This is a genomic window from Sandarakinorhabdus sp. DWP1-3-1 (genome assembly GCF_049896705.1).
Taxonomy (GTDB): Bacteria; Pseudomonadota; Alphaproteobacteria; order Sphingomonadales; family Sphingomonadaceae; genus Sandarakinorhabdus.
Genome location: NZ_JAFCUV010000001.1, coordinates 1,777,275 through 1,792,876 on the forward strand (window position 1 = coordinate 1,777,275; position 15,602 = coordinate 1,792,876).

15 protein-coding genes are annotated in these 15,602 nt (G+C 68.1%); 8 read left to right on the forward strand and 7 right to left on the reverse strand.

Translation table 11 applies throughout. The annotated features are described in order from the left end of the window. The first annotated feature begins 8 nt into the window (after window positions 1–8). The 6 genes from aceB (at window position 9) to ACP7AI_RS08600 (ending at window position 6,938) form a co-directional block, all read left to right on the forward strand. Complete coding sequence (gene aceB, locus ACP7AI_RS08575; protein WP_426166173.1) at window positions 9–1,595, forward strand: malate synthase A; 1,587 nt, start codon at window positions 9–11, stop codon at window positions 1,593–1,595. A gap of 40 nt (window positions 1,596–1,635) precedes the next feature. Then, entirely contained in the window at window positions 1,636–3,438 is a 1,803-nt protein-coding gene (locus ACP7AI_RS08580) for a DUF885 domain-containing protein (protein WP_426166176.1), read from the forward strand. A 7-nt stretch (window positions 3,439–3,445) separates the two neighbouring features. Beyond that, on the forward strand, window positions 3,446–4,099 hold the full coding sequence (locus tag ACP7AI_RS08585) for a DUF969 domain-containing protein (RefSeq protein WP_426166178.1): 654 nt from the start codon (window positions 3,446–3,448) through the stop codon (window positions 4,097–4,099). Beyond that, window positions 4,096–5,046 carry a DUF979 domain-containing protein gene (locus ACP7AI_RS08590; RefSeq protein WP_426166180.1) on the forward strand — a complete coding sequence of 317 codons (951 nt, stop codon included), beginning with the start codon at window positions 4,096–4,098 and terminating at the stop codon, window positions 5,044–5,046. The genes ACP7AI_RS08585 and ACP7AI_RS08590 overlap by 4 nt, the downstream gene beginning before the upstream one ends. A 26-nt stretch (window positions 5,047–5,072) precedes the next feature. Next, the gene (locus tag ACP7AI_RS08595; protein WP_426166596.1) at window positions 5,073–6,029 is read left to right on the forward strand and encodes a DUF2891 domain-containing protein; all 957 of its coding nucleotides are present in this window, start codon (window positions 5,073–5,075) and stop codon (window positions 6,027–6,029) included. Between the two features lie 246 nt (window positions 6,030–6,275). Further along, window positions 6,276–6,938 (forward strand): Crp/Fnr family transcriptional regulator, encoded by a 663-nt coding sequence (locus ACP7AI_RS08600; protein ID WP_426166182.1) that lies wholly within the window; start codon window positions 6,276–6,278, stop codon window positions 6,936–6,938. Here ACP7AI_RS08600 and ACP7AI_RS08605 read toward each other — a convergent pair. Both ACP7AI_RS08605 and ACP7AI_RS08610 read right to left on the reverse strand, forming a co-directional pair. Continuing rightward, window positions 6,935–7,378 (reverse strand): YaiI/YqxD family protein, encoded by a 444-nt coding sequence (locus tag ACP7AI_RS08605; protein ID WP_426166184.1) that lies wholly within the window; start codon window positions 7,376–7,378, stop codon window positions 6,935–6,937. The genes ACP7AI_RS08600 and ACP7AI_RS08605 overlap by 4 nt on opposite strands. A 3-nt stretch (window positions 7,379–7,381) precedes the next feature. Continuing rightward, window positions 7,382–9,181, reverse strand: coding sequence for a DEAD/DEAH box helicase (locus tag ACP7AI_RS08610; protein WP_426166187.1), 1,800 nt, complete (start codon window positions 9,179–9,181; stop codon window positions 7,382–7,384). A 137-nt stretch (window positions 9,182–9,318) separates the two neighbouring features. Here ACP7AI_RS08610 and ACP7AI_RS08615 point away from each other — a divergent pair, with 137 nt between their 5' ends. After that, window positions 9,319–10,521 (forward strand): glycosyltransferase family 87 protein, encoded by a 1,203-nt coding sequence (locus ACP7AI_RS08615; protein WP_426166190.1) that lies wholly within the window; start codon window positions 9,319–9,321, stop codon window positions 10,519–10,521. Window positions 10,522–10,637: 116 nt separating this feature from the next. Here the strand turns inward: ACP7AI_RS08615 and ACP7AI_RS08620 are convergent, their stop codons facing one another. The 5 genes from ACP7AI_RS08620 to ACP7AI_RS08640 all read right to left on the reverse strand — a co-directional run bounded on the left by ACP7AI_RS08620 (window position 10,638) and on the right by ACP7AI_RS08640 (window position 14,840). Next, the gene (locus tag ACP7AI_RS08620) at window positions 10,638–11,813 is read right to left on the reverse strand and encodes an acetyl-CoA C-acyltransferase (protein WP_426166193.1); all 1,176 of its coding nucleotides are present in this window, start codon (window positions 11,811–11,813) and stop codon (window positions 10,638–10,640) included. A gap of 27 nt (window positions 11,814–11,840) precedes the next feature. After that, entirely contained in the window at window positions 11,841–12,386 is a 546-nt protein-coding gene (locus ACP7AI_RS08625) for a carboxymuconolactone decarboxylase family protein (RefSeq protein WP_426166195.1), read from the reverse strand. A 10-nt stretch (window positions 12,387–12,396) separates the two neighbouring features. Then, window positions 12,397–12,855: a MaoC family dehydratase gene (locus ACP7AI_RS08630; protein WP_426166198.1), complete on the reverse strand. Its 459-nt coding sequence runs from the start codon at window positions 12,853–12,855 to the stop codon at window positions 12,397–12,399. Window positions 12,856–12,927: 72 nt separating this feature from the next. Next, a complete protein-coding gene (locus tag ACP7AI_RS08635; RefSeq protein WP_426166201.1) occupies window positions 12,928–14,475 on the reverse strand; it encodes a M56 family metallopeptidase in 1,548 nt (515 codons plus the stop codon). Further along, window positions 14,472–14,840, reverse strand: coding sequence for a BlaI/MecI/CopY family transcriptional regulator (locus tag ACP7AI_RS08640; protein WP_426166203.1), 369 nt, complete (start codon window positions 14,838–14,840; stop codon window positions 14,472–14,474). Before ACP7AI_RS08640 ends, ACP7AI_RS08635 begins: the two co-directional genes overlap by 4 nt. A 111-nt stretch (window positions 14,841–14,951) precedes the next feature. On the opposite strand from ACP7AI_RS08640, the gene ACP7AI_RS08645 reads away from it, so the two are divergent. Beyond that, complete coding sequence (locus tag ACP7AI_RS08645; protein WP_426166205.1) at window positions 14,952–15,569, forward strand: glutathione S-transferase family protein; 618 nt, start codon at window positions 14,952–14,954, stop codon at window positions 15,567–15,569. Window positions 15,570–15,602 lie beyond the last annotated feature (33 nt).

The following is a 15,602-nucleotide window of genomic DNA, read 5'->3' on the forward strand; positions in this document are numbered from 1 at the left end:
GATAACGCATGGCCGACAACGGCATCCAGATCACCGGCGAGATGCGCCCCGGCTATGACACCATCCTGACCGAAGCGGCGCTGCACTTCGTCGCCCACCTGCACCGCATGTACGAGCCGACGCGCCGGGCGCTGCTGAGCGCCCGCGAATCGCACCAGGGCTGGGCGGATGCCGGCAACGGCATCGATTTCGCCGCCGAGACCTCGTCGGTGCGCGATGACCCGACCTGGCAGGTCCGCCCGGCGCCGCACGACCTGACCGATCGGCGCGTCGAGATCACCGGCCCTTGTGACCGCAAGATGGTCATCAACGCGCTCAATTCCGGCGCGCAATGCTTCATGGCCTGCCTCGAGGATGCGTCCGCGCCGACCTGGCAGGTGATGATGGACGGCCAGGTCAACCTGCGCGACGCCGCCGCCGGCACGATCAGCCTCGAGGACAAGGGCAAGAGCTATGCCCTCAACGCCAAGACCGCGACGCTGATCGCCCGGCCGCGCGGCTGGCACCTCGACGAAGCGCACATGATCGTCGATGGCGAGCGCGTCTGCGGCGCCATCTTCGATTTCGGCCTGTATTTCTTCCACAATGCCAAGGCGCTGATCGCCCGCGGCTCCGGTCCTTATTTCTACCTGCCCAAGATGGAGCATTATCTGGAGGCGCGGCTGTGGAACAACATCTTCACCACCGCCCAGTCGATCCTCGGCCTGCCGCTCGGCACCATCCGCGCCACCGTGCTGATCGAGACCCTGCCCGGCGCCTTCATGGCCGACGAGATCCTGTACGAACTGCGCGACCATATCACCGCGCTGAACTGCGGCCGCTGGGATTACATCTTCAGCTACATCAAGACCTTCCGCAACGATCCCAGCAAGGTCCTGCCCGATCGCGCCGCCGTCACCATGACGGTGCCGTTCATGGCCAGATACGCCGCCCATGTCGTCCGCACCTGCCACCGCCGCGGCGCCCATGCGATGGGCGGCATGTCGGCGTTCATCCCGGTCAAGGACGACGAGGCCGCCAACGAACGCGCCTTTGCCGCCGTCCGCGCCGACAAGGAGCGCGAGGCGACGCTCGGCCATGACGGCACCTGGGTCGCCCATCCCGGCCTCGTCGGTGTCGCGCGGGAGGTCTTCGATCGCCTGATGCCCGGCCCCAACCAGCTGGCGGTAATCCCCGAAGGCACCGCTACCGCCGCGGACCTGACGACGCCGCCGCCAGGGCCCAAGACCCTCGCCGGCCTGACCAACAACATCAACGTCGGCATCGGTTACATCGCTGCCTGGCTGCGCGGCCAGGGCGCCGTGCCGCTGCACAACCTCATGGAAGACGCCGCCACCGCCGAGATCAGCCGCACGCAGCTGTGGCAATGGCGCAAGGCCGGTGTGACCCTCGACAGCGGCGAGGCCGTCGACGCGGCGCTGATCACCCGGGTCACCGACGAGCAGCTCGCGGTCTGGCAAGGCCAGGTCGGTGACAATTTCTTCGCCGCCGGCAAATACACCGAAGCTGCCGAGGTGTTCCGCACGCTGGTGCTGTCGGACCGGCTCGAAAACTTCCTGACCGTGCCGGCATATGAGCATTACTTCGCGCGCTAGATCGCGGCCTCGATCAGCGCCACACCCCGGGGGAAAGTCCATGCATCGCCGCCAGTTCCTGAAGTCCACGGCGCTTGTCGGTGCCGCCGGCGCAATCCCCCAGGCCGTGTGGGCGGCGACGGCCGAAGACGCCAGGCTGACGGCGCTGCTCGACGCCTTCTTCAACGAAGGCGTGGATGAAAGCCCGCAGCAGGCCTCGTCGCTGGGCCTCGACAAGGGCGCCCGTGCCGGGTTGAAGTCGCGGCTCAACGACTATTCGGCCGCCGGCAAGGTGCAGCGGCTGGGCCGGGTCAAGGATCGGCTGGCGCGGTTGCACACCATCGATCGCGCCGCGCTGTCGCCCAGGGCGGCGCTCGACTATGACATCATCGATTACGACCTGACGCGCTCGGTGGCGTCGGAGACTCGCTTCGGCTTCGGGTCGGCGCGCGGCAACTTTCAGCCCTATGTGATCACCCAGCAGCAGGGCCCGTATCGCGACATTCCGGATTTTCTCGATTCGACCCACAAGATCGTCACGGCCGACGACGCCGAAAGCTATCTGGCGCGGCTCGGCGCGTTCCCGAAAGCGCTCGACGACAGCCTCGATCGCCAGATGGCCGATGCCAGCCGCGGCATCTTCGCGCCCGATTTCGCGCTCGACATCACGCTGCAGCAGCTCGCCGCGCTGCGCAACCAGCCGGCGGCGAGCACGGTGCTCGTCGAGTCGGTGGTGCGCCGGTCGAAGGCGGCCGGACTGGCTGCCGCCTATGGTCCGCGCGCCATCGCCATCGTCGAAACCCAGGTCTTCCCGGCGCTCGACCGCCACATCGCCGCGGTCACCGCGCTGCGGGCCAAGGCGACCAGCGAGGCCGGCGTCTGGCGCCTGCCCGACGGCGATGCCTATTATGCCGCCGGCGTCAAAAGCTCGACCACCACCGAACTGACGCCCGACGATGTCCATCGCCTCGGCCTCGCCCAGGTTGCGGAGATCAGCGGCCGGCTCGACGCGATGCTGAAGGCGCAGGGGCTGACCCGGGGCAGCGTCGGCGAACGGCTGACCCAGCTCAACAACCGACCCGATCAGGTGTTCCCCAATACCGACGCCGGCCGTGCGGCGCTGATCGACCAGCTGAATATCCAGATCAAGGACGCCTATCCGCGCCTGCCCAAGCTGTTCAGCACCCTGCCCAAGGCCCCGGTGGAGGTCCGCCGCGTACCCGCCTTCATCCAGGACGGCGCCGCCAACGGCTATTACCAGGGCGCCGCCACCGATGGCTCGCGGCCGGCGGCATTCTACATCAACCTGAAGGACACGGCCGAATGGCCGAAATACGGCCTGGCCAGCCTGACCTATCACGAGGCGGTGCCGGGCCATCACCTGCAGATCAGCATCGCGCAGGAATCGACCGATATCCCGTTGTTGCGCCGGCGCGGCGGCTATTCGGCCTATACCGAGGGCTGGGCGCTTTATGCCGAACAGGTCGCCGATGAACTCGGCGTCTATGACAATGATCCGCTCGGCCGCATCGGTTACCTGCAAAGCTTCCTGTTCCGCGCCGCGCGGCTCGTCTGCGATACCGGCATCCATTACAAGCGCTGGGGCCGCGACAAGGCCACCGATTACCTGGTCAGCGCCACCGGCTTCCCGCGCGGCCGCTCGCAACGCGAGGTCGAACGTTATTGCGTCGGCCCGGCACAGGCGCTCAGCTACAAGGTCGGCCATACGCAATGGGCAAAGCTGCGCGACGCCGTGAAGGCCAAGCAGGGCGACCGGTTCGATCCGCGGCAGTTCCACGAGGTGCTGCGCCAGGGCGCCATGCCGCTGACGATCCTGGAGCGTGTGGTCATGGCGCGGGCCTGACGTCGCCATGTGGCCGCTGATCGGCATCGTCGTCATCGTCGTCGGCTTTGCGCTGCGGTTCAATCCGCTGCTCGTGGTCGTCGTCGCGGCGCTGGCCAGCGGCATCGCGGCGGGGATGGACCCGCTGGCGGTGATCGCCACGTTCGGCAAGGCGTTCAATACCAACCGCTATGTCAGCGCGCCGTGGATCATCCTGCCGGTCATCGGTATGCTGGAACGTGCCGGCCTGCGGGAGCGGGCGCGTGACGTGATCGCCGCGACCGCGGCGGCCACCACCGGGCGCATCCTCATCGCCTATCTGCTGCTGCGCCAGGCGACATCGGCGCTGGGGTTGACGGCGATCGCCGGCCATGCCCAGACGGTGCGCCCGCTGCTGGCGCCGATGGCCGAGGCCGCCGCCGAGCGTGCCGACCCGGCGATCACCGATGACGGGCGACAGAAGATCCGCGCCATGGCCGCCGCCACCGACAATGTCGGCATGTTCTTTGGCGAAGACATCTTCCTCGCCATCGCCTCGATCCTGCTGATCAAGGGCTTCCTGGAGGCCAACGGCATCGTCGTCGCGCCGCTGCAGCTGTCGGTCTGGGCGATACCCACCGCTGTCGCGGCCTTTGTCGTCCATGGCGTCCGCCTGTGGCGGATGGATCGGCGGCGGCCATGATCGGGCTGCCGTTCCTCTACACGGTCGCCGGCGTGCTGTTCGGCGGCTGGGCGGTCCTGACGCTGGCCGATCGCAGCCACCCGAAGCGGCTGGGCAGCGCCGCCTTCTGGGGGTTGCTGGCGCTCAGCTTCCTGGCCGGCGACCTGCTCGGCGATCTCGGCAACGGTGTCCTCGTGTTGGCGCTCGTTGCCATCGCCGGTACCGGCAATTTGGCGCGCGGCAGCGTCCCGACCAGCAGCGTGGAGGAGCGCGAGGCCAGCGCCACCCGCCATCGCAACCGGCTGTTCCTGCCGGCGCTGGTGGTGCCCGCGGTGGCGCTGGTCGGCACATTCCTGTTCAAATATGTGACGCTGTCGGGTGCGCCGCTGGTCGACCCGAAGCAGGTGACGCTCGTCAGCCTCGGCTTCGGCATGATCATCGCCGTCGCCCTGCTGCTCGCCAGGCTGCGGCCGCCGGGGGCGGCACCGTTCCATGAAGGACGCCGCCTCGCCGAAGCCATCGGCTGGCCGATCATCCTGCCGCAGATGCTGGCCAGCCTGGGCGCGGTGTTCGCCGCGGCCGGGGTCGGCCAGATCGTCGGCGGACTGGCCGGGCAGGTCATTCCGGATGGCTCGGTATTCCTCGCCGTGCTCGTCTTCACGCTCGGCATGGCCGGCTTCACGATGATCATGGGCAACGCCTTTGCCGCCTTTCCGGTGATGATGGCGGCGGTCGGTCTCCCGGTGCTGATCGGCGCGCTGCACGGCAATCCGGTCATCGTCGCCGCGGTCGGCATGCTGTCGGGCTTTTGCGGCACGCTGCTGACGCCGATGGCGGCGAATTTCAACATCGTGCCGGCGGTGCTGCTGGAACTCGACGATCGCAACGCCGTCATCAAGGCGCAGGTGGCGACCGCCATCCCGCTGTTCGTGTTCAACACGCTGCTGATCTGGGGATTTGCCTTTTGATACTCGATCAGGCGCTCGCCGGCCGCATGGCGCGCATCGCGCTCGGCCATGTCACCCGCGAATATCCGCACAAGCTCGACCATGTGATGGACGGGCCCGCCGACGCTCGCACCCCGCGCGACCTGCACCCGATCTTCTTCGGCAGCTTCGACTGGCACAGTTGCGTCCATGGCTGGTGGCTGCTGCTGCGGCTGCTGCGCCGCTTCCCGGGCCACGCCGCCGCCGCCGACACGAGGCAGTTGGCCGAAACGCTGTTCACCCCGGGCAATGTCGCCGCCGAATGCGCCTATCTCGAACGGCCGTCGTCGCGCGGGTTCGAACGGCCCTATGGCTGGGCCTGGCTGCTGGCGCTGCATGATGAAGCCGCGCAGCATGACGACGCCGCGCTGGACCAGGCGCTGGCACCGCTGGCCCTGGCCTTTGCAGCGCGCTTCCACGCCTTTCTGCCGCTGCAGACCTATCCGATCCGCACCGGCGCCCATGGCAATTCGGCATTCGCGCTGGCGCTCCTTGCCGGCTGGGCGCGTCGCCACGATCCGGCGCTGCTGGCGCTGGCAACCGCCCGTGCCCGCGACTGGTTCGGTGGCGACCGCGATGCCCGGGCGTGGGAGCCGGATGGCGACGCCTTCCTGTCGCCGACGCTGATCGAGGCGCTGGCGATGGCACGGTTGCTGCCGGCGGCCGAGTTTCGCGAATGGTTCGCGGCCTTCCTGCCCGCCGCGGCTGCGGGTCGACCGGCGAGCCTGTTCAGCCCGGCCACGGTCACAGACCGCAGCGACGGCAAGATCGCGCATCTCGACGGCCTCAACCTGAGCCGGGCCTGGTGCTGGCGCAACATCGCCGCGCAGGCGGGACCGGCCGCACCCGCCATGGCGGTCGCCGCCGATACACATCTCGCCGCCGGCCTGCCGCACATCGCCGGCGACTATGCCGGCGAACATTGGCTGGCGAGCTTTGCCCTGCTGGCGCTCGACGATATCTGATAAGGTCCGTGGCCGGAGAATGATGGCCGCACCGGCCCCGGCACTATGTCCCCCGCCCCCCGACAAAGGCGGCCTGGTAGCCGGTGCGACCACGAGCGTGCGACAGTCTCGGCGAACGCTGCTATTGTCCGATAGCATACAAATTCACCGAAAATTGCACCTTCTGATGCAAACTCAAGGAGAAAGGACAATATCTTGCAATCGGGACCGGCGTCCAGGGACGAGATCGAAGCTGCAAATGCCCGCATGTTCTCGGACAGCTGGATCAGCGCCTCGCCGCCCGAGTTTCGCCGCGCCGTGCTCTCCCGCTGCCAGTGGCGCCGCCATGCCACCGGCACGATCCTGTCGCACATCGGTGCCGACCAGGGCACCGTCTATGGCCTCGCCTCGGGCACCATGGCATTTTCGACGACACACGCCGGCGCCGAATTGCGGCTGTCGCACATCATCCACAGTGGCGATTGGGTCGGCGTCGGGCCGGCGCTGACCGGACGCCCGCGCACCGGTCAGCTCAGCGTGCGCGCGCCCAGCGTGATCGCGCATTTGTCGCCCGCCGCGATCGACGCCATCGTCGCCATCGAACCGTCATGGTGGCGGGAATTCGGCCGCCTGGCGATCATCTACGGTGACACCGCTTCGATCATCGGCAACGACCTGATGATTGCCGACAATCGCCAGCGTTGCGCCGCGACGCTGCTCCGACTGGCCGGCATCCGCCATCGCGACCGAGACGACCAGCCGGCCCTGGTGCAGGTCGGCCAGGATGAGCTCGGCGCCATCGCCAACCTGTCGCGCAATTCCGTCAATCGCATCCTCGGGGCCCTGGAAGCCCAGGGTCTCGTGCGCGTCGGCTACCGCACCATCGCCCTGCCCGATCCGGCCGCGCTGCGCCGGTTGATCGAAATCTAGCGAAGCCGCACCAGCGCCGTGTCGAGCGCCTGGAGAAATCGCGAGCGATCGACCTTGGTAAAGCCCGCCGGTCCGCCGACGATATCGCCGCCGGCGCGCAGGTCGGCCATGATGGCGCGGGTGGCGATCGCGGCGCCGATGGAGCTTGTCGTGAACGGCTTGCCGATGTGCGACAGCACCGTGGCGCCGGCCTTGAGACAGCGATCGGCGAGCAGGATGTCGCCGGTCACCACCAGCGTCGACGCATCGGAGTGGTCGGCGATCCAGTCATCGGCGGCATCGAACGCATCGCTGACGACGGTCTGCGTCACCAACGGATGCCCCGGCAGCCGCATCCCGCTATTCGACACGACGACCACCGGCACGCCGTGGCGGATGGCGACGCGATAGATATCGTCCTTCACCGGGCAGGCGTCGGCATCGATCAGGATGCGCGTCACCGATCAGCCTTGGCGAAACTTGCCCCGCTGCTGCGGATTGGCGGGGCCGGGCCGGGGACCGCGCGGGCCACTCGGCGGCCCCTTGCGCTCATAGCCGCCGCCGGGTGCCACCGGACGGACCAGCACCGGCCGGTTCGGCTTGCTGCCAGGACCAGGCCGCGGCCCGCTGCGCTGCGGCGGCGGCGGGCCATCGGCGGGGATGATCCGGATGCCGCCTTCGGGCGAACGATCCTCGCCTTCGGTCCGGTGCAGCGCATCGGCGAACCGGTGCGCGATGGCGCGCGGGATCTCGAACATCGTCTCCTCGGGCATGATGCGGATCGCGCCGATCTCGGTCTTCGTCACATGGCCGCGGCGGCAGATCAGTGGCAGCAACCAGCGCGGATCGGCGTTGAGGCGGCGGCCGACATCCATGCGGAACCACACGGTGTCTTCAAAGCCGTCGCGCGGGCCGTCGCTGGACGGGCGCTCGGCACGCGGCGCCGGCCCCTTGTTGTCGATCAGCTCTTCGACGCCCGGCATCTTCGACCGGTGCATCCGGACCAGCGCCGCGGCGATGTCCTGGGGGCTGCGCTCCAGCAACAGCCGGTCGGCGAGCGCGCGATCCTCGTCGTCGATCTCGACCGGTACTTCCATCAGCGCGGTCAGCAGCCGTTCGTGGTCGTTGCGGCGAATGTCGGCGGGGCCCGGCACGTTCATCCATTCGGCATTGATGCGCGCGCCGCGCAGCATGCCCTCCACCCGGCGGCGGGCCGGATAAGGCACGACGAGCACGGCGGTGCCCTTCTTGCCCGCCCGGCCGGTGCGGCCCGAACGATGCTGCAGCGTCTCCGCATCGCGCGGCAATTCGACGTGGATGACCAGCGACAGTGTCGGCAGGTCGATGCCGCGCGAGGCGACATCGGTGGCGACGCAGATGCGGGCGCGGCGGTCACGAAGGGCTTGCAGTGCCTGGTTGCGCTCGTTCTGGCTGTGCTCGCCCGACAGCGCAACCGCGTCGAAACCGCGCTCGATCAGGCTGGCGTGGAGATGCCGGACATTGTCGCGGGTGGCGCAGAACAGCATCGCCGTCGGCGCCTCGTGGAACCGCAGCAGGTTGACGACGGCATTCTCGATATCTGCGGGTGCGACGGTGACCGCCTGATAGGCGATGTCGCCATGGCCGCGATCTTCGCCGACCGTCGAAATGCGCAGCGCGTCGCGCTGGTAGCGCTTGGCCAGCGCCACGATCGGCTTCGGCATTGTCGCCGAGAACATGAAGGTGCGGCGCGCCTCGGGCGTCGCGTCGAGGATCTGTTCCAGGTCCTCGCGGAAGCCCATGTCAAGCATCTCGTCGGCTTCATCGAGGATGGCGACCTTGATCTGCGCCAGGTTGAGCGCCCCGCGCTCCAGGTGATCGCGCAGGCGTCCCGGCGTGCCGACCACGATATGCGCGCCCTGGTTGAGCAACTTCCTTTCCTTCGACGCATCCATGCCGCCGACGCAGGTGGCGATGCGGGCGCCGGTCTTGCCGTAGAGCCAGACCAGCTCGCGGCTGACCTGCAGCGCCAGCTCGCGCGTCGGCGCGATGACCAGCGCCAGCGGCGCGCCGGCGCGATCGGCACGGCCGTCCTCGTTCAGCAGCTGCGGCGCCATGGCGACGCCAAAAGCAACGGTCTTGCCTGAACCGGTCTGGGCGGACACGATAAGGTCGCGGCCTTCGGCGTCGGGCTGCAGGACGGCGGCCTGGACAGGCGTGGGCGCGGCATAGCCACGGGCGGATAGCGCTTCGGCGAGAAGCGGCGGCAGGGATGTAAATGACATGTTGGGCACTCCATGCCCGATATCGCGGCAAATGGCCAATCTTCCGGTGCAGCGCAACAAAAGCGTGGAATTTCGCCCGGCCATGCGGCAGGGGTCGATGGCCCGCGATCGGGTACACACGGGGGTCGGGGCAACTTATGCTGGCAGAGATTGTGGAGACGGCGCAGCGGTCGCGGCTGCGCGGCATCTACCTGATGCTGATGCTGATGACCGTCGCCTTCATGGTCATCAATGGCGGCATTTCGCATTACGGCGCGGTCGGCAAGCCCACCGCATCCGATTTCGACGCCTTTTACATGGCCTCGCGGCTGGCGCTGCGCGGCGACATCGTCGCGTCCTATGACTATGCCCAATATGTCCAGCAGCAGATCGAGTTGATGGGCAAGAACTACCGGCTGACCTGGAGCTACCCGCCGCCCTATGACCTGGTCGTCGCGCCGCTGGCGCTGCTGCCCCGCGGGCTGTCGTTCGGCATGTTCTTCGCGATCACCGCCGGCGCCTATCTGCTGATGTTGCGCCGTGCCGCCGGCGCCAACTTCATCACCATGCTGCTGCTCATGCTGGGGCCGATCTGCGCCAACATGTTCTTCGGCCAGAACGGCCTGCTGACCGGCACGCTGATCGGGTTGACGGTCATCGGCCTGCGCGATCGCCGCGGTTGGGCCGGCATCCCGCTGGGCCTGATGATCATCAAGCCGCACCTGGCGCTGGCATTGGCGCTGTATGTCGTCGTCGACCGGCGCTGGCAGGTGTTCTTCGTCGCCGCGCTGACCGTCGGCATCGCGTCGCTGCTGCCGCTGCTCATCATCTCGCCGACGATCTGGGACGCGTTTCTCGCCGGCATCCGCAACACCGCCGGCTTCCTGCAGGGTCGATTCTACCCTTTCTGCCGCATGGTCTCCGCCTATGCCTCGCTGCGCTCCGCCGGGCTGCCGGCCGGTGTCGCACTCGCCGGCCAGGCGGTGGTGGCGGTCACCGCGCTGGCGGCGATCGTTCTTGCCCAGCGGCGCCTGCCGACCATTCAGGCGCTGGGCTTCGCCGCCTGTGCATCACTGGTCATCAGCCCCTATGCTTATGATTACGACATGCCGGTGATCGGTGCCGGCCTGGCGCTGCTGCTGCCGACGCTGCTCGCCAGCAGCGGCCGCTGGGAACGCTCGCTGCTCTACGCGAATTTCTTCGTGATCTGCGGCTGGGGGGCGTTCCACACGCGCTATTACGGGCCGTCACAGGTCGGGCGAACGGCGGCCGGGCTGCTGCTGGTGCTGCTGCTGGTGCATCTGTGGGCGATCATCAACCGGCGGCCGGTCGATACGGAAGGCGTCCCGGCACAGCCGTGACGTGACGTCAGACAGGTTCGGCCGGCGACATGCCGACCGCCCTGCTGGCCGACTGCGCGCTAGTCCGCGCGCAACAGCCGATTGCTACGCAATCGCGCCGTTGCGCCCGGCCGCGCTCAGTAAACCTCGAAAAGCCCCGCAGCGCCCATGCCGCCGCCGACACACATCGTCACCACGACATATTTCGCCCCGCGACGCTTGCCCTCGATCAGCGCATGGCCGGTGCAGCGTGCGCCGGTCATGCCATAGGGGTGCCCGATCGAGATCGCGCCGCCGTTGACGTTGAGCAGTTCCGGATCGATGCCGAGCACGTCGGCGCAATGGATGACCTGTACGGCGAACGCTTCATTCAGCTCCCACAGGCCGATGTCGTTCATCGTCAGGCCATTGGCCTTCAGCAGCTTGGGCACGGCATAGATCGGGCCGATGCCCATCTCGTCGGGCTCCAGCCCAGCCACCGCCATGCCGCGGTAAGCCCCCAATGGGGTGAGCCCGCGCCGCGCCGCCTCGCCGGCTTCCATCAGCACGCTCGCCGACGCACCGTCCGAGAGCTGCGACGCGTTGCCGGCGGTGATGACGCCGCCTTCGATGACCGGCTTCAGGCCTTTCAGGCTCTCCAGCGTCGTTTCCGGCCGGTTGCCCTCGTCCTTCGACAGCGTCACCTCATGGCTGGTGACGTCCTTGGTTTCCTTGTTGACCATCTGCATGGTCGTGGTCATCGGCACGATCTCGTCGTCGAACTTGCCGGCCTGCTGCGCCGCGGCGGTCCGCATCTGCGACTGATAGCCATATTCGTCCTGGCGATCGCGGCTGACATTGTAGCGCTTGGCGACGATTTCGGCGGTCTGCAGCATCGGCATGTAGATCGCCGGGTGCATGGCGACGAGGCTGGGGTCGGCACCGACGCGCATCTTGTCGTTCTGCACCATCGAGATCGAATCGATGCCGGCGCCGACGGCGATCTGCATGCCGTCGACGATAATCTGCTTGGCGGCGGTGGCGATGGCCATCACGCCCGACGAGCACTGGCGGTCCATCGACTGGCCCGACACGGTCACCGGCAAGCCGGCGCGGAGCAGCGCGGTGCGCGCGATGTTGCCGCCCTGGACACCCTGCTGCAGCGCCGCCCCCATCACGACGTCGTCGATCTCGCCGCCTTCCAGTTTGGCGCGAGCCACGGCATGCTTGATGGCATGGCCGCCCAGTGTCGGCGACGGCGTGGCGTTGAAGGCGCCGCGATAGGCCTTGCCGATGGGGGTACGAGCAGTCGAGACGATGACGGCTTCACGCATGGGAATGTCCTTCTTTGCAGCTGTGGCTCAGGCGGTCGGAAACCGCCCCATGCCGGGTTCGGATGGCAGGTCGATGGCGCCGGTGATGAGAGCGACGCCGTGGTAAAAGGCGATGAGCTGGACGATCTCCAGGATCGCGGCGGTGTCGAAATGCGCCGCCAGCCGCGCGAATTCGTCATCGGTCAGTTTCTTGTTGGCGAGCAGCGCATCGACGCTGGCGATGACCGCGGCGTCCGCCGCCTCCCAGTTGCCGTCGTCGGCATGGCCGTCGAATGTCGATCGCACCTGGGCGTCGGACAATCCGGCCTTGGCGGCGAACAGCTTGGAATGGATGCCCCATTCATATTCGCAGCCGGTCTGCGCCGTGGTGCGCTGGATGACGATCTCGCGGGTGTGGAAATCGATCGCGCCCTTGCCGGCGATGGCGCCGCCGAGAAAACGATCGAGCGCCTTCTGGCTCTGCCCAACCGAGGTGAACAGCGCCAGCGGCTCGGTGCCCGGCGGCACGATCTTCTCGATCGTCGCGGCAAAGGCTTCGGGCCAGGGTTTCTGCAACAGTCCGATACGGCTCATCGCTTGCTCCTCAAACGTAGGTCAGCGTGATCCACTCGGCGGCGAGCGCGGGCTTGGTCTCGCCCTCGACCTCCACCGTCACATTGCTCGTCGTCTGCCAGGCGCCATCGGGGCGCTGGGTGACATCGACCAGTGCGAAGCGGCCGCGGACCCGGCTGCCGGACTTCACCGGCGCCATGAAGCGCACCTTGTTGAGGCCGTAGTTGACCCCCATCCGCGCGCCGGCGATCCCCGGCATGGCGCCATAGGCAAAGACCGAACACAGGCTGAGCGTCAGATAGCCATGGGCGATGGTGGTGCCAAACGGCGTCTGCTTGGCAAGCTCGGGATTGACGTGAATGAACTGGTGGTCACCGGTGACTTCGGCAAAGGCATCGATCTTGGCCTGGTCGACCAGGATCCAATCGGAAACGCCGACTTCCGTCCCAACCAGCGCCCGATAATCTTCGAGCGGAACTGCCTTTGCCATCGCGGATACCCCAAGGTTGTTTTGCGGCAACCTAGGCGCGGGGTGACGTAAGCGTCAACCGCATTGCGGCGCTCAGCCGATCGGGGCCACCGGTTCGCGGTCGCTCTCGGCGATGGCTTCGTCGATGCCCTGCAACGCCTCGCGGCGAGCCTCCTCGGCCAGGCCATGGCTGGCGTAAATGCTCATCCGGGCCGCCTGCAGGGACTGCCGGACGGTCTCGCGGATGTGCCTGCGGAACTGCGCGTCGCAGGTCGTCGGATCGATGTCGCGGGTGACCGTGACGCCGGCGGCAGCGCAGTGCGACACCATGCCGATCCGCGCCGCGGCGAGGGCGTGGCGGACGGTGCCCTCGATATCCATGGCGCGAACCGCTGCCTCGGCCTGGCGCCCGGCTTCACGACCGGCGCGGCCGGCGGCTTCCCCGGCGCGGCGAGCCTCAACGCCGGCACGCCGGGCCTCGCGTTCGGCATTGCGCAGTTCGCGGCGATCGGCGGCCGACAGGTCGCTGCGGTGGATGACGATATGCTGGCTGCGGCGCGCGACGGCTGCGGGCGGCGCCGGCGGCGCCACCGGGGCGACCGCAGGCAGCGGGGCGACAGGCGCGACAGCAGGCATTGCAGCAACAGGCGACAACGGTGCCTCGGGGGCAGTCGGCGGCATCGGCGTGACCGGCGGCATGTCGTCGGGGCCATAGGCGCTGCCCGATGCCGACAGCAGCAGGCCGCCGGCGATGGCGACGACGGCGAACAGGCCTCCGGATACGGCGCGCGCGGCACCGTCATGGCTCGATTTCATCATGGCGATCCTCTGCTTGAGATGGCTCTTGTGGTTCATCGCGCACGCCGCGGCAGGGGTACGGCTGCAAGCCGACTTGATCACCGCCCTGCCATAGGCGACCCGGGTATCGACGGTGCTGCCGGCCAGCACGGTGGCGTCGCAGGCGAGTTCCTGGTCGCGGCGAAAGGCGCGATAGGCGAGGTGCGCGACCGGGTTCCACCAGTGCGCGGCGACGACCGCCAGCCCGGCGAGATTGGCCAACAGGTCGCCGCGATCATGGTGGGCGCCCTCGTGCAGCAGCGCCAGCCGACGCTCATCGGCGGTGTAACGGCTGGTGAAATCGGCCGGCAGCAGGATACGGCGGTGGCGGATGCCGGCCGCCATCGGCCCCGCGACCGCGGGCGTCACGAGCACCTCGACACCGCCGGCGCTGGCCAGCGATTCGGCGGTCGCCAGCGCCTCGGCCATGAAGCGCCGATAGCGCCACATCTGCCAGCCGAACCAGGCCGCCGCACCGACCGCCCACAGCGCTATGAGGAGGGGCAGCATCAGGCCCATGTCGATACCGGTCACGATCGCCGGCGACGTCGTGACAGCCGGCAGGGCCGTGGCGATGGCCGTATCGGCCGATGCCAGCGGCGCCGCCGGTTCGTGCGGGGCGACCGGCGCATACAGCGTCGTCCAGCCCGGCAACGGCGGCAGCAGCAGCCGCAGCGCCGGCAGCGCCCACAGTGCATAGGCGGTGCGCGCGCCGAGCAACCGCGCCACCGGGCGGCGGATCGCCAGCACCAGCAGCATCAGCGCCGTCGATGACACCAAAGTTTCGATGACCCAGCTGTTCATGACTTCAGCTCCCGGACCAGGGCTTCCAGTTCGGCGATGTCGGCGGCGGACAATTGCCCCGATTCGGCGAGATGCGCGACCAGCGGCGCCGCGCGGCCGCCGAACAGCCGATCGACCAGCCGCCCCGATTCCTGCGCGACATAGTCGGCGCGCTCGACGAGCGGCCGATAGAGATAGCGCCGGCCGTCCTCGACATGGGCGAGCACGCCCTTGGCCAGCAGCCGGCCGAGCAGCGTCTTGACGGTACGGTCGCTCCAGCCGCGGCCGCCGTCGATGCGCTCGACGACATCGGATGCCGTCAGCGGCGAATCGGCCCACAGGGTCTCCATCACCACCAGTTCCGCTTCGCTGATTCGCTCGACCACAGGGTTCTCCGATTACAGGCGTAATCATGCCGATTACGCCTGTAGTCGTCAAGCCTGCTTTCGGACGGCTGCCGCAGGGCGTAGTATCGCGAAAACCACCGGGAGGACGCCATGGCCGAACTGGTTTTCTATACCCACCCGATGTCGCGCGGCCGCATCGTCCGCTGGATGCTGGAGGAGGCCGGAGCGCCGTACCGGACCGAACTGCTCGAATATGGCACGACGATGAAGGCCGACGCTTATCGCGCCATCAACCCGATGGGCAAGGTGCCGGCGATCCGCCATGGCGACACCATCGTCACCGAAGGCGCCGCGATCTGCGCCTATCTCGCCGATGCATTTCCCGATGCCGGGCTGGCGCCGCCACCGGCCGCTCGCGGCGACTATTATCGCTGGCTGTTCTTTGCCGCCGGTCCGGTCGAACAGGCGGTCGTCAACGCATCGATGGGCTTCACCGTGCCGCAGGGCAAGGAACTCGCCGCCGGCTGGGGCAGCCTCGATGCCGTGTGCGATGCACTCGATGGCTGGCTGGCGACCCATGACTATTTCGCCGGCGACCGGTTCACGGCTGCCGATGTCTATGCCGGTGCGCAGATCGGCTGGGGCCTGCAGTTCGGCACAATGCCGGCGCGCCCGAGCTTTGCGGCCTATGTGGCGCGGATCGACGCCCGGCCTGCGGCCATTCGCGCCCGCGAAATCGACGACGGCCTGATGGCCGCTGCGGGCTGAGCTTTCCCCGGGCCGCTGCTGCCGCTAGAGCCA

Coding starts and splice junctions, on each gene's coding strand:
- ACP7AI_RS08590 (WP_426166180.1), top strand. CDS start 4,096: ATGATCGGGCTGCCGTTCCTCTACACGGTCGCCGGCGTGCTGTTCGGC.
- ACP7AI_RS08635 (WP_426166201.1), bottom strand. CDS start 14,475: ATGAACAGCTGGGTCATCGAAACTTTGGTGTCATCGACGGCGCTGATG.
- aceB (WP_426166173.1), top strand. CDS start 9: ATGGCCGACAACGGCATCCAGATCACCGGCGAGATGCGCCCCGGCTAT.
- ACP7AI_RS08620 (WP_426166193.1), bottom strand. CDS start 11,813: ATGCGTGAAGCCGTCATCGTCTCGACTGCTCGTACCCCCATCGGCAAG.
- ACP7AI_RS08580 (WP_426166176.1), top strand. CDS start 1,636: ATGCATCGCCGCCAGTTCCTGAAGTCCACGGCGCTTGTCGGTGCCGCC.
- ACP7AI_RS08625 (WP_426166195.1), bottom strand. CDS start 12,386: ATGAGCCGTATCGGACTGTTGCAGAAACCCTGGCCCGAAGCCTTTGCC.
- ACP7AI_RS08630 (WP_426166198.1), bottom strand. CDS start 12,855: ATGGCAAAGGCAGTTCCGCTCGAAGATTATCGGGCGCTGGTTGGGACG.
- ACP7AI_RS08595 (WP_426166596.1), top strand. CDS start 5,073: ATGGCGCGCATCGCGCTCGGCCATGTCACCCGCGAATATCCGCACAAG.
- ACP7AI_RS08610 (WP_426166187.1), bottom strand. CDS start 9,181: ATGTCATTTACATCCCTGCCGCCGCTTCTCGCCGAAGCGCTATCCGCC.
- ACP7AI_RS08615 (WP_426166190.1), top strand. CDS start 9,319: ATGCTGGCAGAGATTGTGGAGACGGCGCAGCGGTCGCGGCTGCGCGGC.
- ACP7AI_RS08600 (WP_426166182.1), top strand. CDS start 6,276: ATGTTCTCGGACAGCTGGATCAGCGCCTCGCCGCCCGAGTTTCGCCGC.
- ACP7AI_RS08585 (WP_426166178.1), top strand. CDS start 3,446: ATGTGGCCGCTGATCGGCATCGTCGTCATCGTCGTCGGCTTTGCGCTG.
- ACP7AI_RS08645 (WP_426166205.1), top strand. CDS start 14,952: ATGGCCGAACTGGTTTTCTATACCCACCCGATGTCGCGCGGCCGCATC.